This is a genomic window from Modestobacter marinus (genome assembly GCF_019799945.1).
Taxonomy (GTDB): domain Bacteria; phylum Actinomycetota; class Actinomycetes; order Mycobacteriales; family Geodermatophilaceae; genus Modestobacter; species Modestobacter marinus_B.
The window spans coordinates 16030-41117 of the sequence record NZ_JABGCH010000018.1; the positions used below are offsets into that span (position 1 = coordinate 16030).

Consider the following 25088-nt stretch of genomic DNA (forward strand, 5'->3'; position numbering starts at 1 on the left):
AGGACCCCGTCGTGCCCACCCTTCGCGGGCCCAGGGCGGGGCCCTGGACGGGGCCGGTGCGGACGGGGCCGGCGCGCCGCGCCTACGAGGCGTGGGGGGTAGAGGGGTCCTTCGTGGGGCGGCTGCTGCGCCAGTGACGACACGAGCGGCGCTCAACGTCCACCTCCTTGACCCAGTGCGACCGGGAGGGCACAAAGTGTCCATGTCTTCCCCCGGATTCTCGTCGTCACTCCCGCCGCACCCCTCCCTGCCGGTGCCCGGTGCCGGCCGGAGCGGCGTGACGGTGCTCGAGGCGGACGCCGCTGAGCAGGCCGCCGCCGAGGCAGCGGCCACCGGTGGGCAGCACCTGACCACCCCGGTCCCGACGGGCGCCTACCTGCAGCCGCCGCCCGGCATGCAGCTGACCGCCCCGGTACCGCCGCTCCCGGTCGCGGTCCCCGCGCCCGCGCCGCGCCCCGCCCAGCCCGCGGCGCGCGATCACCGCCGTCCCCCGGCGCGGGCCGGTGTCGCGATGAGCCGGACCCGTCGTGGCCTGCTGACCGGGGCGCGGACCGCCTTCGCCGAGCGCGGCCTGAAGAAGACGACGATGCAGCACGTCGCCGCCGCGGCGGGCGTCGCCAAGGCCACCCTGTACAACCACTTCCGCACCAAGGACGACGTCGCGCACGCGCTCATCGCCTTCGAGCTGGACCGGCTGGCCGCGCTGGCCGCCGAGCTGCCGCTGACGGTCGCCGTCCCGGCGCTGGCCGAGGAGGTCGGCGCGCACCCGGTGCTGCGCCGGCTCGCCGAGACCGAGCCCGAGGTGCTGGTGCAGATGATGGGGCTGGACGCCGCCCGCTGGGGCGACGTCGTGCTGACCCTCGCCGCCGCCCTGCGGATCTCCCGCCCGGAGGCCGAGCTGGTCTGCCGGTGGCTGCTCGGGCTGGTGCTGCAGCCGGGCACGGCTCCCGAGCGCGCCGCGCAGGCCGCCGTCATCACCGGGCAGATCGTCGGCTGACGCCGCCGGGAGCACCGCAGGGAGCGCCAGCGACCGAGGAGCGGACCGGGGCGGAAGCCACCGGCGCGGTGTCCGTTCCTGCCCGTTCGTGGCCGGACACCCGCCGTGGGAAGGTGACGGCGGCGACGGTCCCGTCCGGTCCGGCAAACCGCGCCGTGACAGCCGACCCCCGGAGCCCGTGATGCGGTACCTGTTCCGACCACCCGCGGCGGAGGCCGCCGGCCTGCTGTCCCTGCCGTGGCATCAACCGCTGGCCGAGTGGGACGACGCGCTGGTGCTCGAGGTGCCGCAGCGGGGCATCTCCCGCCACGTGGTGCGCTTCACCGCCTGCGACGGACGGGTCTTCGCGCTCAAGGAGATCGCCGAGCCGCTGGCCCGGCACGAGTACGCGCTGCTGGGCGAGTTCGAGGCCGAGGGGCTGCCGTCGGTCTCCGTGCTGGGCATCTGCGTGGACCGGCCCGACGACCAGGAGGCGATCCTGGTGACCCGCTACCTCGAGTACTCGATGTCCTACCGCTACCTGTTCTCCGGACCGCGGGCCGAGCACGAGCCCGAGCGGCTGATCGACACCCTGGTGCAGCTGCTGGTCCGGCTGCACCTGGCCGGCGTGTACTGGGGTGACTGCTCGCTGTCGAACACGCTGTTCCGGCTCGACGCCGGCTCGTACACGGCGTACATGGTCGACGCCGAGACCGCCGAGCGGTACCCGACCCTGTCGGCCGGCAAGCGCGCCTACGACGTCGACCTGGCCAGGGAACGGGTCGGCGCGGAGCTGATGGACCTGCAGGCCGGCGAGCTGCTGCCCGAGGACATCGACCCGATCCAGATCGCCGACTGCCTGCCGGTCCGGTACGAGGCGCTGTGGGACGAGATCAACCGGGAGGAGGTCTTCCGGGCAGACGAGCAGGCCCTCAGGGTGGCCGAGCGGCTGCAGCGGATCAACGACCTGGGGTTCGACGTGGGGGAGATCGAGCTGGTCACCTCGCCGGAGGGCGCCCGGCTGCGGGTCGACACCCGGGTCGGCGAGCCCGGCCAGAACCGCCGCGAGTTCGCCCGCCTCACCGGGCTCGAGGTGCAGGAGAAGCAGGCCCGCCGGCTGCTCAACGACGTCCACTCCTACCGGGCCTACCTGGAGACCCGCGGTGGCGGATCGGTACCCGAGCTGGAGGCGGGACGGCGCTGGCTGACCGAGGTCTACCTGCCGGTGGTCAGCGCGGTCCCCGAGGAGCTGGCCGGCCGCCTGGCACCGGCGGAGATCTACCACGAGGTGCTGGAGCACCGCTGGTTCTTGTCCGAGCGGTCCGGCTTCGACGTCGGGACCTGGGCCGCAGTGCGCTCCTACCTGCAGCAAGTCCTCGCGGCAACCCCGAGCGAGCTCACCACGCCCTCGGTGATCGCCGACCGCAACGGGTCCGTCGACAGACTGGTCACCGGGAGATCACGCTCCGATTGACAGGTGGTGTGACTCGGGCCACGCTCCGAGATCCAGAGGCGGTCATGGGGTCGCTTCCGCCAGCAGAGGCGGTGGACGGTGCTCGACGTTCGCAAGAACGGGGACGGCGGGGGACGGACCGGAAGGGTCGGGTCCCCGCATCGGCGGAGATGGCGGCGAGCTCTGGGTGGCGCAGCGTCAGCCCTGGTGCTGAGTTCCGGGCTGGCCGCCTGCGGCGGCGACTCCGGAGGGGTGCCGACGCTCACCTGGTACATCAACCCCGACTCCGGCGGTCAGGCCGAGATCGCTGCCCGGTGCACCGAGGCCGCCGAGGGGCGCTACACGCTCGTGACGGCCGTGCTGCCCCGGGACTCGCCCTCCCAGCGTGAGCAGCTCGTCCGGCGCCTGGCGGCCGAGGACTCCTCGATCGACCTGATGAGCCTGGACCCGCCCTACATCCCCGAGTTCGCGCAGGCGGGCTTCCTCGCCCCTGTGCCCCAGGAGGTGGGCGACCGGGTGACCGAGGGCGTCGTGCAGAGCGCCATCGACGGGTCCACCTGGGACGACGAACTGGTCGCCATCCCGTTCTGGGCCAACACCCAGCTGCTGTGGTACCGGAAGTCCGTGGTCGAGCAGGCCGGCCTGGACATGTCGCAGCCGGTCACCTGGGAGCAGTTGCTGCAGGTCGCCGAGCAGACCGGGACGACGGTCAGCGCGCAGGGCACCCGCTCGGAGTCGCTCACGGTGTGGCTCAACGCCCTGATCGAGTCCGCGGGCGGCTCGATCATCGCCGAGAACTCGACCGACCCCGACCAGATCCAGCTGGGCCTGACCTCGGACGCCGGCATCCGGGCGGCCGAGGTGATGCGGCAGGTCGCCGACTCCGGCGTCACCGGACCGGCCTTCTCCACCGCAAACGAGGACTCCAACGCCACCCAGTTCGAGGGGCCGGAGGCCGGCTTCATGGTCAACTGGCCGTTCGTCTGGGGTCGCGCGCTCTCCGCGGTCGAGGGCGGCACCCTCGACGCGTCGGTGCCCGACGACATCGGTTGGGCCCTGTACCCGCAGGTCGACGCCGGGGAGCCCAGCGCTCCGCCCTACGGCGGGATCAACATCGGGGTCGGGGCCTACAGCCAGCACCCGGACCTCGCGTACGAGGCCACCGAGTGCATCACGTCGGACGAGAACCAGGCCTACTACATGGTGTCGAACGGCAACCCGGCCGCGTCGACCGCCGTCTACGACGACCCGGAGGTCGTCGAGGTCTTCCCGATGGCCCCGGTCATCGCGGAGTCCCTGGAGCAGGCCGCGCCGCGTCCGCAGACCCCGTACTACAGCGAGGTCTCCGGAGGCGTCCAGCGGGAGTACCACGCACCCTCGACGGTCGACCCCGAGTCGACCCCGCAGCGGGCCGAGGACCTGATCAGCGCCGTACTCCGAGGGGACCAGTTGCTGTGACCAGTCAGCGAAGCAGGAGTGAGCTCCGCAGCGGGGGACGAGTGAGCCCGGAGGCACGGCGATGACGCAGACCACGCTCCCACCGACCGAGAAAACCGCACCGGTCTCCGCGCCCGGGCGCGGGATCAGCGACCGGTCGCGGGCCGAGCGCAAGCTCGGCTGGATGCTGGCCGGCCCCGCGTTCTTCGTGATGCTGCTGGTCACGGCCTACCCGATCGTGCAGGCCGTCTACTACTCACTGTTCAACTACCGGCTGACCGACCCGGAGAACCGGTCCTTCCGGGGGCTGGGCAACTACGCGGTCATCCTCAGTGACCCCGTCTGGTGGACGTCGCTGTGGGTCACGGTGCTCATCACGGTCGTGACCGTCGCGGTGGAGCTGGTCCTCGGGTTCGCCCTCGCCATGGTGATGGCCAAGGCGCTGTCCTCCATCCGCCCCATCGTCCGGGCGGCCATCCTGATCCCGTACGCCGTCATCACGGTCGTGTCGGCGTTCGCGTGGAAGTTCGCCTTCGACGTCGACACCGGCTTCGTGAACAGCTGGCTCGCCTGGCTGCCCGGCATCGGCGCCGACACCGACTGGTTCGGCGACCGCGGCACCTCGCTGCTGGTCATCTGCATCACCGAGATCTGGAAGACCACGCCGTTCATCTCGCTGCTGCTCCTGGCCGGTCTGGCCCAGGTCCCCGAGGTGCTCCAGGAGGCGGCCAAGGTCGACGGAGCCACCTGGTGGCAGCGGATGCGGCGGGTCACGATCCCGAACATGAAGGCCGCGATCATGGTCGCGGTGCTGTTCCGCACGCTGGACGCGTTCCGGATCTTCGACTCGATCTTCATCATGACCGCCGGCGCCAACGGGACGGAGTCGGTGTCGTTCCTGGCCTACCGGCAGACCATCTCGCGAGTGGAGATCGGGCTGGGTTCGGCGGTCTCGGTGCTCCTGTTCCTGGCGGTGGTGCTCATCGCCTTCATCTTCATCAAGGGCTTCAAGGTCGACCTGGCCCAGGCGAGAGGGGAGCGCTGATGTCCACGAAGGAGAAGACATGGTGGTACGTCGGCGGGGTCGCGATCATCATCTACGCGCTGTTCCCGGTCGCCTGGATCGTCTCGCTGTCCTTCAAGGCACCGTCCGACATCGCCAACAAGGGCTTCCTCCCGACGTCACCCACCGGGGAGAACTACTCGACCATCCTCACCGGCACGGCCAGTGACCTGTTCCTGCCGGCACTGCGCAACTCGTTCGGGATCTGCCTCATCGCGACGTTCATCTCCTGCGTGCTGTCGATGTTCGCCGCGTACGCCATCGCCCGGCTCGACTTCCCGGGCAAGAAGCTCATCCTGGGCACCGCGCTCGGGGTGGCGATCTTCCCGGTCATCTCGATCGTCACGCCGCTGTTCAACCTGTGGCGGCAGATCGGGCTGTACGACACCTGGCTGGGGTTGATCATCCCCTACCTGTCGCTCACCCTCCCGATCTCGATCTGGACGATGTCGGCGTTCTTCCGGGAGATCCCCTGGGAGATGGAGCAGGCGGCCCAGGTGGACGGCGCCACGACGTGGCAGGCCTTCCGCAAGGTCATCGTCCCGCTGGCCGCACCGGGCGTGTTCACCACGGCGATCATCGCCTTCTTCATCGCCTGGAACGACTTCGCCTACGGCATCTCGCTGACCTCGACGAGCGTGGCCCGGCCGGTTCCCGCGGCACTGGGCCTGTTCTCCGGCGCCTCCCAGTTCGAGGACCCGACCGGGGCGATCGCGGCGGCCGCGGTGATCGTCACGATCCCCGTCGTCGCCCTGGTGCTGCTCTTCCAGCGGCGCATCGTCGCCGGCCTGACCAACGGCGCAGTCAAGGGCTGACCGGCCCCACCACCGACCACAGCCACACCCGAAGGGAACGAGCCCTCATGGCCTCGATCGAGATGCGCAACATCGTGAAGCAGTACGGCGACGGTTTCCCGGCGGTCAACGACGTCAGTCTGGACATCGCCGACGGGGAGTTCATGATCCTCGTCGGGCCCTCCGGCTGCGGGAAGTCCACCCTGCTCCGGATGATCGTCGGGCTGGAGGACATCAGCAGCGGGGACATGGTCATCGGCGGGAAGCGGGTCAACGACCTCGCGCCCCGCGAGCGCAACCTGTCGATGGTCTTCCAGAACTACGCCCTGTACCCGCACCTGACGGTCTTCGAGAACATCGCCTTCCCGCTGCGGCTGTCGAAGACCGACGACGCCGAGGTGCGCCGCCGGGTCACCGAGGCCGCCGACGTCCTGGAGCTGCACGAGCACCTGGAGCGCAAGCCGGCGAACCTCTCCGGTGGTCAGCGGCAGCGCGTGGCCATGGGTCGGGCGATCGTCCGGCACGCGGAGGCGTTCCTCTTCGACGAGCCACTGTCGAACCTGGACGCCAAGCTGCGTGGCCAGATGCGCACCGAGATCTCCCGGCTGCAGCGCCGGCTGGGCATCACCACCGTCTACGTGACGCACGACCAGACCGAGGCGATGACCCTCGGCGACCGGGTCTGCGTCCTCCGCAAGGGCAAGATCCAGCAGGTGGCCTCGCCGCGAGAGCTGTACGAGCAGCCGGTCAACCTCTTCGTCGCCGGGTTCATCGGCTCGCCGCCGATGAACTTCCTGCCGGCCCGGCCGGAGGGCAACCGGCTGACCACGCCCTTCGGGCCGGTGGAGCTCGACCAGAAGCGCGCGGCGGCGGTGGCCGGCCGGGACCTGCTGCTGGTGGGCATCCGGCCGGAGTACTTCGAGGACGCGTCCCTGGTCGACGAGGCCAAGCGGCCGCTGGGCACGCTATTCCGGGCGCGGGTCGACGTCACCGAGTGGCTGGGCGACCAGCAGTACGCCTACATCCCCTACGAGGCACCGGCCGAGATCACCTCCCAGCTGCGGGACCTCTCGCGCGAGCTGGACTCCGAGGAGCTGCGTACCCAGGCGATCGTCTCCATCGACTCGACCAGCCGGATCCGGGAGGGCCGGGAGGCCGAGTTCTGGCTGGACACCCGCAAGGTGCACGTCTTCGACCCCACCACGGGCGAGAACCTCACCCGGGACGCCGAGGCCGGGGCGCGGCTGACCCAGATGGCCGAGGAGGACCGGGCCGAGCAGGTGCAGGAGGCGCAGGCCGGCATGCAGGGCCGGCACGCCGGCGCCGCCTGAGACGACCGCGGTCCCGGTCACGGGGATGGGAAGCGTCCCGGCCCAGCCCTGGTGGCGGCGTGCCGTGGTCTACGAGGTGTACCTGCGCAGCTTCAGCGACGCCAGCGGCGACGGGCTCGGGGACGTGGGAGGTCTCCGAGCCCGGCTGCCGTACCTGGCGGAGCTGGGGGTCGACGCGCTGTGGGTGACGCCCTGTTACCCGTCCCCGATGGCCGACGGCGGCTACGACATCACCGACCACACCGACGTCGACCCGCGGTTCGGCACGCTCGCCGACGTCGACGCCCTGCTCGACGAGGCCCACGCGCTCGGCCTGCGGGTCGTGGTCGACCTCGTCGCCAATCACACCTCCGAGCAGCACCCCTGGTTCCGCGCGGCGCTCGCCGCCGGGCCGGGCGCGCCGGAACGGGCGCGGTACTTCTTCCGGGACGGCCGGGCCGGCGGCGACGAGCCGCCCAACGACTGGGTCAGCGCGTTCGGTGGGCCGGCGTGGACCCGGGTCCGCGAGCCGGACGGCCGGCCGGGGCAGTGGTACCTGCACACCTTCGCCCCCGAGCAGCCGGACGTGGACTGGGGCGACGCGGCGGTCCAGCAGGCCTACGACGACGTCGTCCGCTTCTGGCTGGACCGCGGCGCGGACGGGCTGCGCGTCGACGCCGCCCCGGCGATGGCCAAGAAGCCCGGCCTGCCCGACGCCGGGCACGGACCGGGCGCGCGCTTCGACTCCCGCCGGTGGACAGACAGCCCGCACTGGGACGTCGACGACGTGCACGCGATCCTCCGCCGCTGGCGGGCCATCGGCGACGGCTACCCCGGCGACCGGGTGTTCGTCTCCGAGGCCGTCGTGCGGCCGGAGCGGCTGAGCCGGTACGTCCGTCCCGACGAGATGCACACGACCTTCAACTTCGACTTCCTCATCGCGCCGTGGCGGGCCGGTCCGCTGCGGGAGGTGATCGACCGGACCATCGCCGGCCTCCGGCCGATCGGTGCGCCACCGACCTGGGTGCTGAGCAGCCACGACGAGACCCGGCACGTCACCCGGTATGCCCGGCCGCAGCCCGGTGCCGATCCGGCGGCACCGGACGGCGACGCTCCGGTGGACCTCGAGCTGGGGCTGCGTCGGGCCCGGGCGGCCGCGCTGCTGAGCCTTGCGCTGCCCGGCGGCGCCTACGTCTACCAGGGCGAGGAACTGGGACTCCCCGAGGTGGAGGACCTGCCCGAGGAGGTGCTGCAGGACCCCACCTGGCTCCGGTCCGGGCACACCGTCCGGGGCCGCGACGGGTGCCGGGTGCCGCTGGCCTGGTCCGGGGACACCCCGCCGTTCGGCTTCACCGCACCGGGCGTGCAGCCGTGGCTGCCGCAGCCCGCCGCCTGGGCGGTGCTCACCGCCGAGCGGCAGCGCACCGACCCGGACTCCACCTGGTCGCTGTACCGGGACGCGCTCGCGCTGCGCCGGCAACTGCCCGGGCTCGCCGCGGAGGAGCTCGGCTGGGACGCGGACGCCGGCGCCGACGTGCTGTCCTTCCGCCGGGCCCCGGGTTTCCGCTGCCTGGTCAACCTCGGGGAGCAGCCCGTGGGTCTCGCCGGGCGGGGACGGGTGCTGCTCGCCAGCGGACCGGTGTCCGACGTCCTCCCGCCCGACACCGCCGTGTGGCTGGCGACCGACGGCCGTCGTCCTGACCTCCGGAGTCCCTGAGCGCCCGGCCGCCCCGCCGGTCGGGCACGATGCCCCCGGCAGTGTTTGCCGGGGAACGGTGGCGTGCACATCCGATCCCCGACGGACCACGGCGGACTCTGGAGGCACACAGGCATGGACATCACCGCGACCGACGAGTGGGCGGCGCTGGCCACCCACCACGCCGAGGTCGAGGGCCGGCAGCTCCGCGAGCTGTTCGCCGAGGACCCCGACCGCGGCACCCGGCTCACCGCGACCGCCGGCGACCTGTACCTCGACTACTCGAAGCACCGGGTCACCGACGAGACGCTCCGGCTGCTCGTCGCGCTGGCCGAGCGTGCCGGGGTGCGGGAGCGCGCGGATGCCATGTTCCGCGGCGAGCACATCAACGTCACCGAGGACCGCGCCGTCCTGCACGTCGCGTTGCGCGCCCCGGCCGGCCAAGCACTCGAGGTCGACGGGCAGGACGTCTCCGGTGACGTCGGGGAGGTGCTGGGCAGGATGCGGGCCTTCGCCGACCGGGTGCGGTCGGGGGAGTGGGTGGGGCACAGCGGCAGGCGGATCCGCGCCGTGGTCAACATCGGGATCGGCGGGTCGGACCTGGGGCCGGCGATGGCCTACACGGCGCTGCGCGACTACAGCGACCGGGACCTGACCCTGCGGTTCGTCTCCAACATCGACCCGACCGACTTCGCCGAGGCCACCCGTGACCTCGACCCGGCCGAGACGCTCGTCATCGTCTGCTCCAAGACGTTCACCACGCTCGAGACGCTGACGAATGCGAAGGTGGCCCGCGCCTGGCTGCTGGACGCGCTCGGCGGCGACGAGTCCGCGGTCGCCAAGCACTTCGTCGCCGTCTCCACCAACACCGAGGCGGTGAAGGCGTTCGGCATCGACCCGGAGAACATGTTCGGCTTCTGGGACTGGGTCGGCGGCCGCTACTCCTTCACCTCCGCGATCGGCCTGTCGCTGATGGTCGCGATCGGGCCGGACGCCTACGCCGAGATGCTCGCCGGCTTCCACACCATCGACGAGCACTTCCGCACCGCTCCGCTGACCGAGAACCTGCCGGTCATCCAGGGGCTGCTCAACGTCTGGTACACGAACTTCTTCGGCGCCCAGACCCACGCCGTCCTGCCCTACAGCCAGTACCTCTCCCGGCTGCCCGCCTACCTGCAGCAGCTGACCATGGAGAGCAACGGCAAGTCGGTGCGCTGGGACGGCGAGCCGGTGACGACGTCGACCGGCGAGGTGTACTGGGGCGAGCCGGGGACCAACGGCCAGCACGCCTTCCACCAGCTGCTGCACCAGGGCACCTCGATCGTGCCGGCGGACTTCATCGGCTTCGGGCAGCCGAACCACGACATCGGGGACATGCACGACCTGCTCATGGCCAACTTCTTCGCGCAGAGTGCGGTGCTCGCCTTCGGCCGGACGGCGGAGGAGGTGGCGGCCGAGGGGACGGCGGCCGACGTCGTGCCGCACAAGGTGATGCCCGGCAACCGGCCCTCCTCGACCGTCCTGGCGCCCCGGCTCACGCCCAGCACGCTGGGCCAGCTGGTCGCGTTCTACGAGCACACGGTGTTCGTCGAGGGCGTCGTCTGGCAGATCGACTCGTTCGACCAGTGGGGTGTGGAGCTCGGCAAGGTGATGGCCAAGCAGCTCGAGCCCGCCCTGACCAGCGAGGACGCCCCGGCGCTGGACCAGGACAGCTCGACGGCCGGGCTGATCCGGCGCTACCGGGAGCTGCGCGGCCGCACAGTGTGATCCGGCGCCCGCGCTGATCAGGTCGCTCGGGCTCAGGGGTGGATGCAACGCCCTCTGAGACCGGTAGCGCGTTGCTTCCGGGCCGGGCGATGAAGTGCGGCGCGGTGCCTCGGGCCCCGCGCCGACGGACCGGTCGGCGACGAGGTCGACGACGAGCTCGCCCATGACGCGGATCACGGCGACGAGCCGCGCCTCCGCCCCCTGGGGCGCGACCGGTGACGCGCGGTGGCTGACGAGGGCAGGTGCCTGGGACGATGATCGGCGAGGACGTCGCCCGTGCCGCACCTCTCGCCGCCCGGCGGGGCCAGTGCGCCGGACAGGAGGAACCATGCCCAACCCGTTCGTGAAGCTGTGGAAGTACCTGACGGCGTCGGCGAACCAGCAGATCGACCAGCGCGCGGACCCCAAGGTGCAGATCGCGCAGGCCATCGAGGCCGAGCAGTCGCGGCACCAGGCGCTGGCCAACCAGGCCGCGGCGGTGCTGGGCAACCAACGTCAGCTGGAGATGCGGCTCAACCGGCAGCTCGGTGAGGTGGAGCAGCTGCAGGCGTCCGCGCGGCAGGCGCTGACCCTCGCCGACCAGCAGCGTGCCGGGGGCAACCCGCAGAAGGCCGCCGAGTACGAGCAGGCCGCGCAGGCGTTCGCGACCCAGCTGGTGAGCGCGGAGCAGGCGATGGAGGACCTCAAGCGCAGCCACGACGAGGCGCTGCAGGCCGCCGAGCAGGCCAAGGGCGCGGTCGAGCAGAGCCGCATGCGGTTGCAGACGACCCTGGCCGAGCGCACCAAGCTGCTCTCGCAGCTGGAGCAGGCGAAGATGCAGGAGCGGGTCGCCGACTCCCTGCGCCAGGTCAACGAGCTCTCCGCGCCGGGCAACACCCCGTCGCTGGGCGAGGTCCGCGACAAGATCGAGGCCCGGTACGCCAACGCGCTGGGACACGCGGAGCTCGCGCAGAACTCCGTCGAGGGCCGGATGCAGGAGGTGCAGAGGGCCACCCTCGACGTGGCCGGTGCCTCCCGGCTCGCCGAGATCCGGTCGGCGATGAGCGGCGGAGCCGCGAGCCGCCCCGCGGTCGAGGGCACCACGGCGGCCGGCGCGCTGGAGCAGGGCAACGGTGCGGTGAGCGGCACCGGGGTCGGCGCCGAGCAGCCGCAGGCGCAGCCCGTGGAGCGCACCGACCCGGCCTGAGCCGACCCGCTCCCCGGGCCCGCAGCGGGCCCGGAGCAGGCCTCCGCCGGAACCCCGTCGTCCCGATGGACGGCGGGGTTAACGTGTAGCAGCCCGGAGGTCGCCTGCTGTCGGCCCCGCTCAGAGGCTCGTTCCGAGCGTGCGAGGAATGAGGGGAGTGGGGTCCTTGTTCAGCGGCCGGCGAGCGTCGGCGGGTGGTCGTGCTCGCCGGTGCGTGCCGACGGGTCGATGGCGCTGCGCGGCGCCTGGCAGCGCGGGCACCACCAGGTCACCCGCTCCTGGGTGTCCGGTCCCTGGTCACCGAGCAGGATCCGGGTGCCGCAGCGCCGGCAGGGCCGGCCCTTCCGCCCGGCGACCCAGTGGTCCTCGCCGTGCCGCGTGCTGCCGGTGGTGCTCTGCTCCGGGCGGTGCCGGTTGGCGAGCATCAGCGTCCGGGCCCGGTTCACCACACCGGCCAGGTCCGCGACGTCGGCGACCCGGGTCCACGGGTGGACGCCGGTGAGGAACAGCGCCTCGACCTTGTAGAGGTTGCCGATGCCGGCCAGGTTCCGCTGGTCGAGCAGCGCGACGCCGATCTGCTCGTCGGGATGGTTGAGCAGCCGGCGCAGCGCCTCGTCGAGGTCCCAGTCCGGACCCAGGACGTCGGGCCCCAGGTGGCCGACCAGCTGGTCCTCGTCCGCGGTGGCCACCAGCGCCATGTCGTGCAGCCGGTACCCGACGCACTCCCACTCCTCGGTGGCCAGCACGGCGCGGACGGCGAAGGCCGGGCCCCCGTGCCACCTCGTGCCGGGCCGGTAGATGTGCCAGCTGCCGTCCATCCGGTAGTGGGTGCGCAGGGTCCGGCCGTCGGCGAGGCGGATGAGCATGTGCTTGCCGCGAGGGACCACCTCGGTGACGGTCGCGCCGGCCAGGTCGACGGCGGCCAGCTGCGGCACCCGCAGCTCAGCCCGGCGCAGCGTGGCCCCGGCCAGCGCGGTGTGCATCCGCTGCGCGGCCAGCCAGACGGTGTCTCCCTCGGGCATGCCGACCATGATCCCGCGCCCCGGGGCCTGTCCGCTCGCCGTCGGGCGGGCCGGGCGGTGTGAAGGGGCCGACATCCGGGAACAGCCGCGGCCCCGGCGGCGCTCCGGTAGGCCGTGGACGTGACGACGCGACTGCGCACCCTGCCCGCCCGGCTGGCCGGCAACCCCACCGGCCGGGCACCCGAGCCGGTGACGGTGACCGTCGCGCGGGTGGTGCGCCCGGAGCTGCAGGACGCGTTCGAGCAGTGGGCCACCGACGTCCAGGACGTCGTGGCGACCTTCCCGGGCCACCTCGGCTCGTCGCTGCTGCGTCCCGGCCCGGGCAGCGACGAGTACCACCTCGTCTACCGGTTCGCCGACGACGCGTCCCTGGCCGCGTGGGAGCGCTCGGCCGAGCGCCGCGCAGCGCTGGAGGAGGTGCGCCGTCTGGTCGAGAACGAGCGGATCGCCCGCGCCGTGGGTCTGGAGACCTTCTTCGCGGTGCCGCCGCGCCCGGGCCCGGCCTGGCGCAGCTGGCTGCTCACCGTCGCGGTCGTGCTGGTCGTGACCACGTCGTTCCAGCTGGTCGCGGTCCCGTTCGTCGGCGACTGGCCCTGGCCGCTGCGCCTGGTGCTGTCGGCGGTGTACGTCGTGAGCGCGCTGCGGGTGCTCATGCCGCGGCTCAGCCGCCGGTTCGCCCACTGGCTGCAGGGCTCCCGCCGCCGCTGACCTCCCGGGTCAGCCGCGGAGGCGGAGGCCGCGCGGGGTCGCGGCGAACCCGGCCGCCTGCAGCGCCGCGGACAACGGCGTGGACTCGTGCACCGAGGCGCCGTCCGCCTTCTGCACCGTCATCCGCCCGAGCGCCCCGGACGCCACGGCACCGGACAGCGCGGTGGTCGCCTCCTTGAGCGTGTGCTCGTCCTCGGTCCAGGACAGCAGCGTCTTGCCGCCGCGCTCGACGTAGAGCACCAGCTCCCCGTCGACCAGCACCACCAGCGCACCGGCCTTGCGCCCCGCCCGGTGCCCGCTCTTGCGGGAGCCGGTGCCCTCTCCGATGTCGACGGCCTCCTCGTCGCCGGTGGGCCGCTCCGGCCAGGGCAGCGCCGCGCCGTACACGTTCGCCGGGTCGGTGGCCGCCAGCACGACCGGTCCGGCCGGCGTGCGGTCCGGGCTGGCGAAGCTGCGCAGCCGGTCGACCGCGCCCGCGCCGCCGAACTGCGCGGCGCCGAGGGTCTCGACGAAGTAGCCGCGGCGGGCCCGGCCGTTCTCCTCGAACGCGCGGAGCACCGGGTAGACGGCGGAGAAGCCACCGGGGACCTGCTCGCCCTGGACCGCACCGCGGGTGAGGACGCCGTGCCGCTCCATCAGCGCCTCGGCGCGCGCGGTCGTGCGTTTGGTCGCGTTGGTCTCCAGGTCGGGCAGCCGCGACCAGCGGCCGGCCACCGTCGGCGGGCCGGTGCGGCTGGGCATCGCCGGGCGGCCCAGCCGGGTGCGGCCGTAGCGGCTGCGGTCGAGCCGGGCCCGCGGGGCGGCCGGGGCCTTGCGGTGCGTGCCGCCACTGCCCAGCCGGGCCCGCAGCGGGGCGAGCGTGTCGTTGGTCAGCGCGCCGCTCCAGACCAGGTCCCAGACGACGTCGGCCAGCGCCTGGTCGTCGGTCGCGCCGACCCGGTCGGACAGCGAGCGGAAGAACAGCGCCTGCCCGCAGGCGAGCTCGTCGAGCACCTGCTGGGCGACCCCGCCCTCGAGCCGCGCCCCGCCGGGCGGCTCGGCCAGCAGCAGCGGGGCCAGGTCGGCGGGCACGAGGGTGAGCCAGCCGTCCCCACCGGACAGCCCGCCGGCGCCGGCCCACAGCACCTCACCGGCGCTGGTCAGCTCGTCGAGCATCGCGGGGGAGTAGTCGCGCACCCGCGACGGGAGCACCAGCGACTCCAGGGCCGAGGCGGGCACGAGGGCGCCGGCCAGCTGCTCCACCACCGCGAGGACGCCGTCCACCCCACGCACCCGGCTGCCGACGGACTGCCAGGACGGCGTGAACCGGGCCAGCGTGCCGACCGGCACGGGCTCGACCTCCTGGCGGAGCTTGGCCAGCGACCGGCGGCGGATCGAGCGCAGCACGTCGGCGTCGCACCATTCCTGGCCGGTGCCGCCGGGGCGGAACTCCCCGGTGACCAGCCGACCGGTGCCGACCAGACGCTGCAGGGTGGCCGTCACGACGGCGACGCCCAGCCCCAGCCGGCCCGCCACGTCGCCGGGCACGAACGGCCCGTGGGTGCGGGCGTAGCGGCCGACCAGGTCCCCGAGCGGGTCGGCCACCGGCTCGGTGAACGCCTCGGGCACGCCGACCGGCAGCGCGGTACCCAGCGCGTCCCGCAGGCGGCCGGCGTCCTCGATGGCGACGTGCCGCTCCTCGCCGGCGATCCGCACGACGATCGCCCGCCGGGCGGCGACCAGCTCGTCGAGCCACGCGGCGGGCACCCCGCGGACCCCGGCCTCGGCGGCGGTCAGGTCGCCGACCCCGCGGAGCAGGTCGCTGGCGCCGTCCACGTCGCGCGGGTGCCGCTCCATCGGCAGCCGCTGCAGCTCGGCCTCCACCTCGTGCATCGCGTCCGCGTCGAGCAGCTCGCGCAGCTCGGAGCGGCCGAGCAGCTCGGCGAGCAGCCCGGTGTCCAGCGCGAGCGCCTGGGCCCGCCGCTCGGCCAGCGGCGCGTCCCCCTCGTAGATGAACTGGCCGACGTAGCCGAACAGCAGCGACTGGGCGAACGGCGAGGCGGACTGCGTCTGGACGTCGACGACCCGCACCCGGCGGGAGCGGACGTCGGTCATCAGCTCGACCAGGCCGGGCACGTCGTAGACGTCCTGCAGCACCTCCCGGACCGCCTCGAGCGTGATCGGGAAGGAGGAGAACTCGCTGGCCACCGACAGCAGCTGCGCCGCCCGCTGGCGCTGCTGCCACAGCGGCGTGCGCTTGCGCGGGTCGCGGCGGGGGAGCAGCAGGGCGCGGGCGGCGCACTCGCGGAACCGGCTGGCGAACAGCGCGGAGTTGCCGACCTCGGCGGTGACCTCGCGCTCGACGTCGTCGGGGTCGAGGATCGCCAGGTCGGCCTCGGGCGCCTCGCCGGTGGTGTCGGGCAGCCGCAGGACGATGCCGTCGTCGGAGTGCATGGAGGCCACGTCGACGCCGAACCGCTCGCGCAGCCGGGCGGCGAGGACCAGCGCCCACGGTGCGTTGACCTGCGCGCCGAAGGGGGAGTGGACGACCAGCCGCCAGTCACCGAGCTCGTCGCGGAACCGCTCGACCAGCATCGTGCGGTCGTCGGGGAGGTGCCCGGTGGCCTGCTTCTGCTCGGCGAGGTAGGCGAGCAGGTTGGCCGCGCCCCACTCGTCGAGCCCGGCGGCGCGGGCCCGCTCGGCGCCGGCCTCCGGCGTCGCGGAACCGACCTCGCGCAGGAACGCGCCGAGGGCCCGGCCCAGCTCCAGCGGGCGGCCCTGGGTGTCGCCGTGCCAGAACGGCATCTTCCCGGGCAGCCCGGGGGCGGGGCTGACCAGCACCCGGTCGTGGGTGATCTCCTCGATCCGCCAGGACGACGAGCCGAGCAGGAAGACGTCGCCCACCCGGGACTCGTAGACCATCTCCTCGTCGAGCTCGCCGACCCGCCGGCCGCCGGTCTCCCCGGCACCGGAGACGAGGAAGACGCCGAACAGCCCGCGGTCGGGGATCGTGCCGCCGCTGGTGACCGCCAGCCGCTGGGCGCCGGCCCGGGCGGTGAGCGTGTCGGTGACCCGGTCCCAGGTGAGCCGCGGGCGGAGCTCGGCGAACGCGTCGGAGGGGTACCGGCCGGCCAGCATGTCGAGCACGGCCTGCAGCGCGGAGTCGGGCAGCGACGCGAACGCGGCGGACCGGCGGAGGACCGCCGCGACGTCGTCGACGGTGCGCGGCCGCTCGGCGACCATCGCGACGACCTGCTGGGCCAGCACGTCGAGCGGGTTGCGCAGGTAGCGGGTGGACTCGATCGACCCGGTCCGCATCCGCTCGGCGACGACGGCGCTCTGCACCAGGTCGCCGCGGAACTTCGGGAAGATGACGCCCTCGCTGACCGCGCCCACCTGGTGCCCGGCCCGGCCGACCCGCTGCAGGCCGGCGGCGACGTTGGGCGGGGACTCGACCTGCACCACGAAGTCGACCGCGCCCATGTCGATACCCAGCTCCAGCGAGGACGTGGCGACCACGGCCGGCAGCTGCCCGGACTTGAGCGCCTCCTCCACGATCGCGCGCTGCTCCCGGGACACCGAGCCGTGGTGGGCGGCGGCGATCGGCTTCACGTCCGGCGGCAGGCCGCCGCCGGCGCCCGCCTGCGCCATCAGCTGGGCCGGGTTCGCGCCGTGCGGCAGCGGCTCACCCGTCGTCCGCTCGACGTGCAGCTCGTTCAGCCGGCTGGTGAGCCGCTCGGCCAGCCGCCGGGAGTTGGCGAAGACGATGGTGCTGCGGTGCGCCTCGATGAGGTCGAGCACCCGCTCCTCGACCGCCGGCCAGATCGACGCGCGCGGCTGGTCGCCGGCGGCGGACCCTCCCAGCTCACCGGTGGGCTGCCCCAGCTGGGACATGTCCTCCACCGGGACGACGACCGACAGGTCCCACTTCTTGTCCGCCGGGGGCGCCACCACCTGCACCGGCCGCCCACCGGCCAGGAAGGTGGACACCTCCTCGATCGGCCGCACGGTCGCCGACAGGCCGATCCGCTGCGCCGGTCGCTCCAGCAGCTCGTCGAGCCGGTCGAGGGAGACCGCGAGGTGCGCGCCGCGCTTGGTGCCGCAGACCGCGTGCACCTCGTCCAGGATCACCGTCTCCACCCCGCGCAGCGACTCCCGCGCCTGGCTGGTGAGCAGCAGGAACAGCGACTCGGGCGTGGTGATCAGGATGTCCGGCGGGCGCCGCGCGAACGTGCGCCGCTCGTCGGCGGGGGTGTCACCGGAGCGGACCCCGACGGTGATCTGCGGTCGCGGCAGCCCCAGCCGGGCGGCCGCCTGGCCGATCCCGGTCAGCGGCGCGCGCAGGTTCCGCTCCACGTCGACGGCCAGTGCCTTGAGCGGTGACACGTAGAGCACCCGGCAGCGGGCCAGCGGGTCCCCCGGCGGGGGGACCGCGGCGAGCCGGTCGAGGGACCACAGGAAGGCGGCCAGCGTCTTGCCCGACCCGGTGGGGGCGACGACGAGGGCGTGCTCGCCGCTGCTGATCGCCGACCATGCTCCCTCCTGGGCCGCCGTGGGCTCGGCGAAGGCGCCGGTGAACCACGCCCGGGTGGCCGCGGAGAACCGGTCGAGGGAGGACACGCGACCAGTGTCCACGCAGGTACGACACTTCCGCCGGGCCTGCGCGACGACGAGGAGGGCGGACGTGGACCAGTACCGGGACGTGCCGACGACGCTGGACCGCAGCGGCTACGAGCTGGCGGTCGAGGACACCTTCGCCGGCACCGCGCTGGACCGGTCGCTGTGGCTGCCGTGGTACCTGCCGCACTGGAGCTCCCGGGCGGCCGCGGCGGCGCGGTACCGGCTCGGGGACGGCGCGCTGCGGCTGCTGGTGGAGGAGGACCAGCCGCCGTGGTGCCCGGAGTTCGACGGCCAGGTGCGGGTCTCGAACCTGCAGACGGGGGCGTTCGCCGGGCCGCTGGGGAGCTCCGTCGGACAGCACCGGTTCCGGCCGGAGCTCGTCGTCCGGGAGGAGCAGGAGGAGCGGCGGCTGTACACGCCGCGGTACGGGCTGGTCGAGGTCCGCGCCCGGTTCAGCGACGACCCCGCCGCCATGGGCGCGCTGTGGCTGATCGGGGTCGAGGACGCGCCCGAGCGGTCGGCGGAGATCTGCGTGGTCGAGGTGTTCGGCAGGGACGTGCGCGACGGCGGGACGGCGGTGGGCATGGGCGTGCACCCGTTCGGCGACCCGCTGATCACCGACGACTTCGTCCGCCCGGAGCTCCCGGTCGACGCCCGTGAGCTCCACGAGTACGCGGTCGAGTGGACGCCGTCCGACGTCGCCTTCTACGTCGACGAGCAGCTCGTGCACGTGGTGCGGCAGTCGCCTGACTACCCGGTGCAGGTCATGCTCTCCGGCTACGCGCTGCCCGGGCCCGACGGCGCCCCGGCGCCCGGACCGTGGCCCAAGGAGTTCGTGGTCGAGTGGTTCCGGGGGTGGCGCGCGACAGGCTGACGGCAGCCGCTCTCAGGATGACAATGGCGTAATTACGACGTTGTCGTCCCGTGGGGGCAGCGATGAGACGCGCACGGGTGCACTCCTCGAACATCCGCTCGGTCGGGTACGACCTCGACGAGCACGTGCTGGAGATCGAGTTCCACAACGGCGGGGTGTACGACTACCTCGACGTGCCGCCGGAAGAGGCCCTGGCGCTGCTCGAGTCCGACAGCCTGGGCCGCTACCTGAACACCGAGATCAAGCCCCGGTACCGCTACCGCCCGGTGCGCCGGGCGAGCTGACCGGTCCGGTCAGCCGGCCGCCGCCTGGCGGCGCAGCTGCCCCTCGGTGGGCGCCTGCACGGGGAGGAACGCCACCTCCCGCACCCGCCGGCTGGTCGGGCTGTCGGCCCGGAAGCCGCTGCCCGACGCCACCGTGCTGTCCAGCCGCACCGCGTCGGCGGCGAGGTGCAGCGCGTCCAGCCGCAGCTGGGCGAGCTCCGGCCGGCCGGCCGACAGCGGGTCGGCGGCCCGCGCGCCCAGCCGCCGGGCCACCTCGGCGTGCCGCGCGGTGAGCAGCTCGTGGTCGGGGCGGAGCGTGCCGTTGGGCCCGGTCAGCCGCCCGGCCGCGGCCGGCAGCGCGGCGTCGGCCAGCCCGACGGCCAGCGCGGCCTGCAGGAGGAGCATCGCCGGCAGGCACAGCGACACGAAGCCGGCCAGGTCGGTGCTGAGCACGGCGCCGCCGGCCACCCGCACGTCACGCAGCCCGACCGATCCGGTGCCGGTGCCGTTGAGCGCCAGCAGCGGACCGGCGGGGACGACGGTCGCGGCGGAGAGCCGGACGACCGCGACCAGGCGCCCGCCGTCCGCGGTCCGCGCGGGGGTCACCAGGACGGCGTCGTCGAACAGGTTGGACGCCCACGGCACCGCGCCGGTCAGCCGCCAGCCGTCCCCGTCCCGCTCGGCGCGCACCGGCAGCGGCTGCCCGCCGGCGAGGTCGGCCAGCGCCGGGGCCAGCCCGGTCGAGCCGGTCAGCGCACCCGCGGCCAGGTCCGGCACGAGGGCCGTGCTCGCGGGGGTGGGGCAGCAGCGCAGGTACTCCAGGACCATCGTCTGGGACCACAGCGAGAACGCCGTCGCCAGCGATCCGGCCGCCACCTCGCGGACCAGCGCGACGGGCGCACCCAGCGAGGCGGCGGGGTCGGCTGACGACGGCCGGCCGAGCAGCCCCCGCGCGCCGAGCTCCCGCAGTGCGGCCCGGGTGTCCGCCGTCCCGGCGTCCACCTCGGCTGCGGTTGCCGCCACCGAGGCGCGGATGTCCGTCGTCCTCGCGCTCATGGGGCTGATCATCCGCCCTCCGCGGTGTGGTGCCCCGACCTGGTCCCGGCAGCTCCCGGTCGGCCAGACTCCGCGCCATGCGCCACACGCTGCACGAGGCCGACCACGACGCGTTCCGGGTCAGCGTCCGGGCCTTCCTCGACCGGACCGTCGCGCCGTTCCACGACGACTGGGAGCGGGCCGGGATCGTGCCCCGCGAGGTCTGGACGGCGGCCGGGGAGCAGGGGCTGCTCGGCATGGACCAGGACGAGCGGTTCGGCGGCGGCGGGGTGCGCGACTTCCGCTACAACGTCGTCCTCGGTGAGGAGCTCACCCGGCTCGGCGCGAGCGGCGTCGGTTTCCCGCTGCACAACGACGTCGTCGGCCCCTACCTGCGCGACCTGGCCACCGACGAGCAGAAGGCCCGCTGGCTGCCCGGCTTCTGCGCCGGCGAGCTCATCACCGCGATCGCGATGACCGAGCCGGACACCGGTAGCGACCTGCAGGGCATCGGGACCACGGCGCGGCGGGACGGCGACGCGTGGGTGCTGAGCGGGGCCAAGACGTTCGTCACCAACGGGATCAACGCCGACCTGGTGATCGTGGTCGCCCGGACGGCGGCCGGTGTGCCCGCCTCCCGCGGCACCAGCCTGCTCGTCGTCGAACGGGGCATGCCCGGGTTCACCCGCGGCCGCAACCTGGCGAAGGTGGGCCTGAAGGCGCAGGACACCGCGGAGCTGTTCCTCGACGAGGTGCGCGTCCCGGCCGGCAACCTGCTCGGCACCGAGCACGGGGGCTTCGGGCACCTGATGGACAACCTGCCGCAGGAACGCCTCTCGATCGCCGCGGGCGCCGTCGCGGCGGCCGAGACGGTCCTCGGCCTCACCCTCGACCACGTCACCACCCGGACGGCGTTCGGCCGGCCGGTCGGCTCGTTCCAGCACAACCGCTTCGTCCTGGCCGAGCTGCGGACCAGGGTGACGATCGCGCGCACCTTCGTCGACGAGTGCATCCGGCAGCTCGGCTCGGGTGACCTCACCGCCACCGACGCGGCGATGGCCAAGTGGTGGACGACGGAGCTGCAGAACGAGGTCGCCGACCGCTGCCTGCAGCTGCACGGCGGCTACGGCTACATGGACGAGTACCGGGTCTCGAAGGCCTGGCGGGACGCGCGGGTGCAGTCCATCTACGGCGGCACCAACGAGATCATGAAGGAGATCATCGGCCGCTCGATGGGGCTCTAGCAGGTCAGCAGCCCGAACCGCTCCTTGAGCGCGAGCACCCGGCCGGCGGACTCGGTGACCCGCGCGGCGAACGCCGGGTCCGCGGCGGCCCGGTCGGTGAGCGCCTGCGCCATCGGCTGCGCGTCCGCCGTCCGGACGGTGAGGACGACGTCGACGCCCGCCGCCACCGCGTCCACCGCGCGGCGCTCCACCGGGACCTGCGACACCGCGACCGCCCGGCCCAGGTCGTCGCTCATGACCACCCCGTCGAAGCCCAGCCGGTCGCGCAGCAGGCCGACGACCGCGGGGGAGAAGACCGCGGGGGCGTCCGGGTCCAGCTGCGGGTAGGTCGCGGAGCTCACCATGACCGCGGCCGTGCCGGCGTCGACCGCCGCGGCGAACGGCAGCAGCGCCGGGTCGTCGGCGGTGGTCCGCGGATCGGCGGCACCGAGGTCGGTGTCGGTGTTGACCGTCACCCGGCCCAGCCCCGGGAAGTGCTTGGCGGTGGCGGCCACCCCGCCGTCCTGCAGGGCCTGCACGACCGTGCCGACGACGTCGGCCACCCGCGTCGGGTCGCTGCCGTACTGCCGGTCGGACGCGCCGATCGGCGGGTTGGCCGCCTCGGTGCCGGCCGGGACGACGTCGGCCACCGGGGCCAGGTCCAGGGTGACGCCGGCGGCGCGCAGCTGCCGCGCGAGGGCGGTGACCGTGCTCCGCACCTCCTCCGGCGGGCGCGCCCCCTGCTCGGTGGCGGTCGGCAGCTCGTCGAAGCCGGGGCCCTGCAGCGTCTGCACGAGCCCGCCCTCCTGGTCGACGGCGACCTGCAGCGGCACCGCGGACGACGCCTGCAGCCCGGCGACCGCCGCGCCCAGGGTGGCGGCGTCGGCCCGGCTCCGGCCGTGCAGGAACACCCCGCCGACCGGGACGCCGGCGGTCCCGGCCAGGCCGCCGCCGGGGTCGTCGGCGGGGACGCCGACCATCAGCAGCTGGCCCGCCCGGGCGGCCGGGTCGAGGCCGGCCAGCGTCCGCGCGGCGCACGAGGGCGGTGGCGGGGGTGGCTCCGGGCTGGTCGACGGGGTGCCCGCGGCAGTCGACGAGGCCGCCTGCTCACGGGCCGGGCCGCGGTCGCCGCAGCCGACCGCGGAGAGCAGCACGGCGACGGTGAGGAGGGCGCGACGTCGTCCGGTCATCGCCTCCTGTCTACCCGTGCCCCGGGGGGAGTCCACCCGGGGGGACCTCCGGCAGACTGCGGAGCCGTGACCCTCTCGACGGCCGAGCGCGCCGCGGTCCAGCGGCGGACACTCGCGGTGCTCTCCGGTGGGGTCGCCCTCGGCGGCCTCGGCGTGACCGTCGGGATCACCGTCGGCGGGCTGCTCGCCGCGGAGGTTGCCGGTACCGACACCGCCGCCGGGCTCGGCAGCACATCCAGCGTGCTCGGGGCGGCGCTGGTCGCCGTTCCGCTGGCCCGGGCGAGCGACCGGTGGGGACGGCGGGCCGGGTTGTCCCTCGGGTACGCGATCGCCGGCGGCGGCGCGGTCCTCGTGGTCGCCGCCGCGGCGATCTCCTCGCTGGCGCTGCTGATCGTCGGGCTGTTCCTGTTCGGCGCGGCCACCACCAGCGGGCTGCAGGCGCGCTTCGCCGCCGCCGACCTGGCCGAGCCGGAGCACCGCGGGCGGGCACTGTCGCTCGTGGTGTGGGCGACGACGGTCGGCTCGGTGCTCGGGCCGAACCTCGCCGGGGTCGGCGACGGGCTCGGCCAGGCGCTCGGGCTGCCTCCGCTGGGCGGGGCGTACGTGCTGCCGATCGCAGCGTTCGCCGTCGTCCTGCTGGCCGTCCTCCTCCTGCTGCGCCCCGATCCGCTGCTGCTGGCCCGGCGGCTCGCCGCCGGCGACCGCCCGGTCGGGACACCGCCGGCCCGCACCGGATCGGTCGGGGCGCTGCGCGCCGTGTGGGCCGGGCCCGGTGGACGGCTCGGCGTGACCGCCGTCGTCGTCGGGCACTCGGTGATGGTCGGCCTGATGGTCATGACACCGGTGCACATGGGTGGCGGGCACGGTGGTCACGCCGACGGGACGACGCTGCGGGTCATCGGCCTGGTGATCAGCGTCCACGTCGCCGGCATGTACCTCTTCTCCCCGGTGGTCGGCTGGCTCGCCGACCGGGCCGGCCGGTCGGTCACCGTCGCCTGCGGCGGACTGCTGCTCCTGCTCGCCGGGCTGGTGGCCGGGACCGCGCCGCCGGGAGCGGCCCTGCAGCTGGGCGCAGGGCTGTTCTGCCTGGGTCTCGGCTGGTCGTGCTGCCTGGTCGCCGGCTCCACGCTGGTCACCGAGGCGGTCCCGGCGGCGCTGCGACCGGCCGCGCAGGGGGCGACCGACCTGCTCATGGGGCTGGGGGCCGCCCTCGCCGGTGCCCTGGGTGGCCCGCTGCTGGCCGTGGGTGGGTTCGGGCTGGTCGCCGTCGTGGCCACCGCGCTCGTCGTCCCGCTGGCGGTGGTGTGGATCGGCGCCCGGCGACCGGCTCCCACCTGACCGCCATCGGTCCGGCCGGTGCGGTGGGTACGGTCGACGGCGTGCGTCTGCAGGAGTTCTGGTCCCGGATGGAGAGTCAGTTCGGCTCGATGCGGGCGCAGAGCGTCTCGCACGACCACGTGTTCGGCGCGCTCGGTGGACGGACGCCGGTGCAGGCGATCGAGGCCGGGCTGCCGGTGCGCCGCGTGTGGCAGGAGATCTGCAAGGAGTACGACGTCCCGCCGAAGGACCGCTGAGCCCGTCGGCGGGACGTCGCCGTCGCTCAGCGGCTGAGCACGGTGCGCACGTACTCGGCCGGCGTCGTGGTCGGCCGGCCGGTCAGCTGGGACAGCGCGGTGCTCCCGGTGTCCAGGGCGCCCGCGGCGATCGCCTGGTCCAGCGCCACCACGAACCCGGCGGCGTCCTCGGGGACACCCGCCCCGACCAGCGCCCGCTCGTGCTCGGCGGGGGAGAGGTCGCGGTACACGACGTCCCGGCCCGCCTCGGCGGCGACGGCGGCGGCCAGCTCGGCCAGCGTGAACGGCTGGTCGCCGCCCAGCTCGAGGACCCCCGGCCGCGGGTGCTCGGCGATGAGCACCGCGACGGCGGCGGCCGCGTAGTCGGCCCGGGCGGCGGCGGCGATCCGGCCCGCGCCGGAGCTGCCGACGAGCTCGCCGGTCGCGGCGGCCCGGGCGATCTGCCGGTCGTAGTTCTCCAGGTACCAGTTGTTGCGCAGGACCACCGCGGGGATGCCGAGGTCGGCGATCAGCCGCTCGGTGGCGAGGTGCTCGGGGGCCAGCGGCAGCGGGGTGCCGTCGGCCTTCGCAGCGCTGGTGTAGACCACCAGGCCCACGCCGTTGGCCCGGGCCGCCTCCAGGACGTTGCCGTGCTGGGCGACCCGCTGTCCCACCTCGCTGCCGGAGACCAGGAGGAGCCGGTCGGTGCCCTTGAGGGCGACGTCGAGGGCGTCGGGGTCGACGTAGTCGGCCTGGCGGACCTGCACTCCGCGCTCGGCGAGGTCGGCGGCCCGGTCCGGGTCGCGGACGACCGCGACGACCTCGGCCGCCGGGACGCCGGCGTCCAGCAGGCCGGTCACGACGAGCCGGCCGAGGTGGCCGCTGGCTCCGGTGACGGTGATCATGATGTCCTCCCAGTCGCTATCCTCTGAAGAGGTA

The 25088-nt window shown here is 74.1% G+C and carries 21 protein-coding genes; 16 read left to right on the forward strand and 5 right to left on the reverse strand.

The features are described from left to right. Nucleotides 1-11: 11 nt before the first annotated feature. The 10 genes from HK417_RS25485 to HK417_RS15210 all read left to right on the forward strand — a co-directional run bounded on the left by HK417_RS25485 (nucleotide 12) and on the right by HK417_RS15210 (nucleotide 11682). Nucleotides 12-137 carry a hypothetical protein gene (locus tag HK417_RS25485; RefSeq protein WP_261326832.1) on the forward strand — a complete coding sequence of 42 codons (126 nt, stop codon included), beginning with the start codon at nucleotides 12-14 and terminating at the stop codon, nucleotides 135-137. A gap of 65 nt (nucleotides 138-202) precedes the next feature. Next, nucleotides 203-997: a TetR/AcrR family transcriptional regulator gene (locus HK417_RS25490; protein ID WP_261326834.1), complete on the forward strand. Its 795-nt coding sequence runs from the start codon at nucleotides 203-205 to the stop codon at nucleotides 995-997. A gap of 181 nt (nucleotides 998-1178) precedes the next feature. Beyond that, nucleotides 1179-2450, forward strand: coding sequence for a DUF4032 domain-containing protein (locus tag HK417_RS15175; protein WP_222267902.1), 1272 nt, complete (start codon nucleotides 1179-1181; stop codon nucleotides 2448-2450). 186 nt (nucleotides 2451-2636) lie between these two features. Further along, a complete protein-coding gene (locus tag HK417_RS15180) occupies nucleotides 2637-3887 on the forward strand; it encodes an extracellular solute-binding protein (protein WP_308123605.1) in 1251 nt (416 codons plus the stop codon). 61 nt (nucleotides 3888-3948) lie between these two features. Then, nucleotides 3949-4911 carry a carbohydrate ABC transporter permease gene (locus HK417_RS15185; protein WP_222267906.1) on the forward strand — a complete coding sequence of 321 codons (963 nt, stop codon included), beginning with the start codon at nucleotides 3949-3951 and terminating at the stop codon, nucleotides 4909-4911. Then, nucleotides 4911-5744, forward strand: a complete 834-nt coding sequence (locus tag HK417_RS15190) for a carbohydrate ABC transporter permease (protein WP_222267908.1) — start codon at nucleotides 4911-4913, stop codon at nucleotides 5742-5744. The genes HK417_RS15185 and HK417_RS15190 overlap by 1 nt, the downstream gene beginning before the upstream one ends. A gap of 47 nt (nucleotides 5745-5791) precedes the next feature. Further along, entirely contained in the window at nucleotides 5792-7054 is a 1263-nt protein-coding gene (locus tag HK417_RS15195) for an ABC transporter ATP-binding protein (protein ID WP_222267910.1), read from the forward strand. Nucleotides 7055-7079: 25 nt separating this feature from the next. After that, nucleotides 7080-8750, forward strand: a complete 1671-nt coding sequence (locus HK417_RS15200) for a glycoside hydrolase family 13 protein (protein ID WP_222267912.1) — start codon at nucleotides 7080-7082, stop codon at nucleotides 8748-8750. A 114-nt stretch (nucleotides 8751-8864) separates the two neighbouring features. Beyond that, the gene (gene pgi, locus HK417_RS15205) at nucleotides 8865-10496 is read left to right on the forward strand and encodes a glucose-6-phosphate isomerase (RefSeq protein WP_222267914.1); all 1632 of its coding nucleotides are present in this window, start codon (nucleotides 8865-8867) and stop codon (nucleotides 10494-10496) included. Between the two features lie 328 nt (nucleotides 10497-10824). Beyond that, nucleotides 10825-11682, forward strand: a complete 858-nt coding sequence (locus tag HK417_RS15210) for a PspA/IM30 family protein (protein WP_222267916.1) — start codon at nucleotides 10825-10827, stop codon at nucleotides 11680-11682. 170 nt (nucleotides 11683-11852) lie between these two features. Here HK417_RS15210 and HK417_RS15215 read toward each other — a convergent pair whose 3' ends face one another. After that, the gene (locus tag HK417_RS15215) at nucleotides 11853-12704 is read right to left on the reverse strand and encodes a DNA-formamidopyrimidine glycosylase family protein (protein ID WP_222267918.1); all 852 of its coding nucleotides are present in this window, start codon (nucleotides 12702-12704) and stop codon (nucleotides 11853-11855) included. 120 nt (nucleotides 12705-12824) lie between these two features. Between HK417_RS15215 and HK417_RS15220 the strand changes: the two genes are divergently transcribed. Next, nucleotides 12825-13412, forward strand: coding sequence for an antibiotic biosynthesis monooxygenase (locus HK417_RS15220; protein ID WP_308123608.1), 588 nt, complete (start codon nucleotides 12825-12827; stop codon nucleotides 13410-13412). A gap of 9 nt (nucleotides 13413-13421) precedes the next feature. Here HK417_RS15220 and HK417_RS15225 read toward each other — a convergent pair whose 3' ends face one another. Further along, nucleotides 13422-18011 (reverse strand): ATP-dependent helicase, encoded by a 4590-nt coding sequence (locus HK417_RS15225; RefSeq protein WP_222267920.1) that lies wholly within the window; start codon nucleotides 18009-18011, stop codon nucleotides 13422-13424. 64 nt (nucleotides 18012-18075) lie between these two features. Between HK417_RS15225 and HK417_RS26510 the strand changes: the two genes are divergently transcribed. Both HK417_RS26510 and HK417_RS15235 read left to right on the forward strand, forming a co-directional pair. Then, nucleotides 18076-18885 carry a glycoside hydrolase family 16 protein gene (locus tag HK417_RS26510; RefSeq protein ID WP_222267922.1) on the forward strand — a complete coding sequence of 270 codons (810 nt, stop codon included), beginning with the start codon at nucleotides 18076-18078 and terminating at the stop codon, nucleotides 18883-18885. Nucleotides 18886-18947: 62 nt separating this feature from the next. Then, nucleotides 18948-19169 carry a KTSC domain-containing protein gene (locus HK417_RS15235; protein ID WP_222267924.1) on the forward strand — a complete coding sequence of 74 codons (222 nt, stop codon included), beginning with the start codon at nucleotides 18948-18950 and terminating at the stop codon, nucleotides 19167-19169. 9 nt (nucleotides 19170-19178) lie between these two features. Here HK417_RS15235 and HK417_RS15240 read toward each other — a convergent pair whose 3' ends face one another. Then, nucleotides 19179-20216, reverse strand: coding sequence for an acyl-CoA dehydrogenase family protein (locus HK417_RS15240; RefSeq protein WP_222267926.1), 1038 nt, complete (start codon nucleotides 20214-20216; stop codon nucleotides 19179-19181). Between the two features lie 65 nt (nucleotides 20217-20281). Between HK417_RS15240 and HK417_RS15245 the strand changes: the two genes are divergently transcribed. Further along, nucleotides 20282-21427 carry an acyl-CoA dehydrogenase family protein gene (locus tag HK417_RS15245; RefSeq protein WP_222267928.1) on the forward strand — a complete coding sequence of 382 codons (1146 nt, stop codon included), beginning with the start codon at nucleotides 20282-20284 and terminating at the stop codon, nucleotides 21425-21427. Here HK417_RS15245 and HK417_RS15250 read toward each other — a convergent pair. Next, on the reverse strand, nucleotides 21424-22596 hold the full coding sequence (locus HK417_RS15250) for a glycoside hydrolase family 3 N-terminal domain-containing protein (protein WP_222267930.1): 1173 nt from the start codon (nucleotides 22594-22596) through the stop codon (nucleotides 21424-21426). The two genes, HK417_RS15245 and HK417_RS15250, sit on opposite strands and share 4 nt — an antisense overlap. A gap of 66 nt (nucleotides 22597-22662) precedes the next feature. Between HK417_RS15250 and HK417_RS15255 the strand changes: the two genes are divergently transcribed. Together HK417_RS15255 and HK417_RS15260 are read left to right on the forward strand one after the other, a co-directional pair. Further along, nucleotides 22663-23934 carry an MFS transporter gene (locus HK417_RS15255; RefSeq protein WP_222267932.1) on the forward strand — a complete coding sequence of 424 codons (1272 nt, stop codon included), beginning with the start codon at nucleotides 22663-22665 and terminating at the stop codon, nucleotides 23932-23934. Nucleotides 23935-23975: 41 nt separating this feature from the next. Then, entirely contained in the window at nucleotides 23976-24170 is a 195-nt protein-coding gene (locus tag HK417_RS15260; RefSeq protein ID WP_222267934.1) for a DUF3046 domain-containing protein, read from the forward strand. Nucleotides 24171-24196: 26 nt separating this feature from the next. Here the strand turns inward: HK417_RS15260 and HK417_RS15265 are convergent, their stop codons facing one another. Next, entirely contained in the window at nucleotides 24197-25054 is an 858-nt protein-coding gene (locus HK417_RS15265) for an NAD(P)H-binding protein (protein WP_222267935.1), read from the reverse strand. Nucleotides 25055-25088 lie beyond the last annotated feature (34 nt).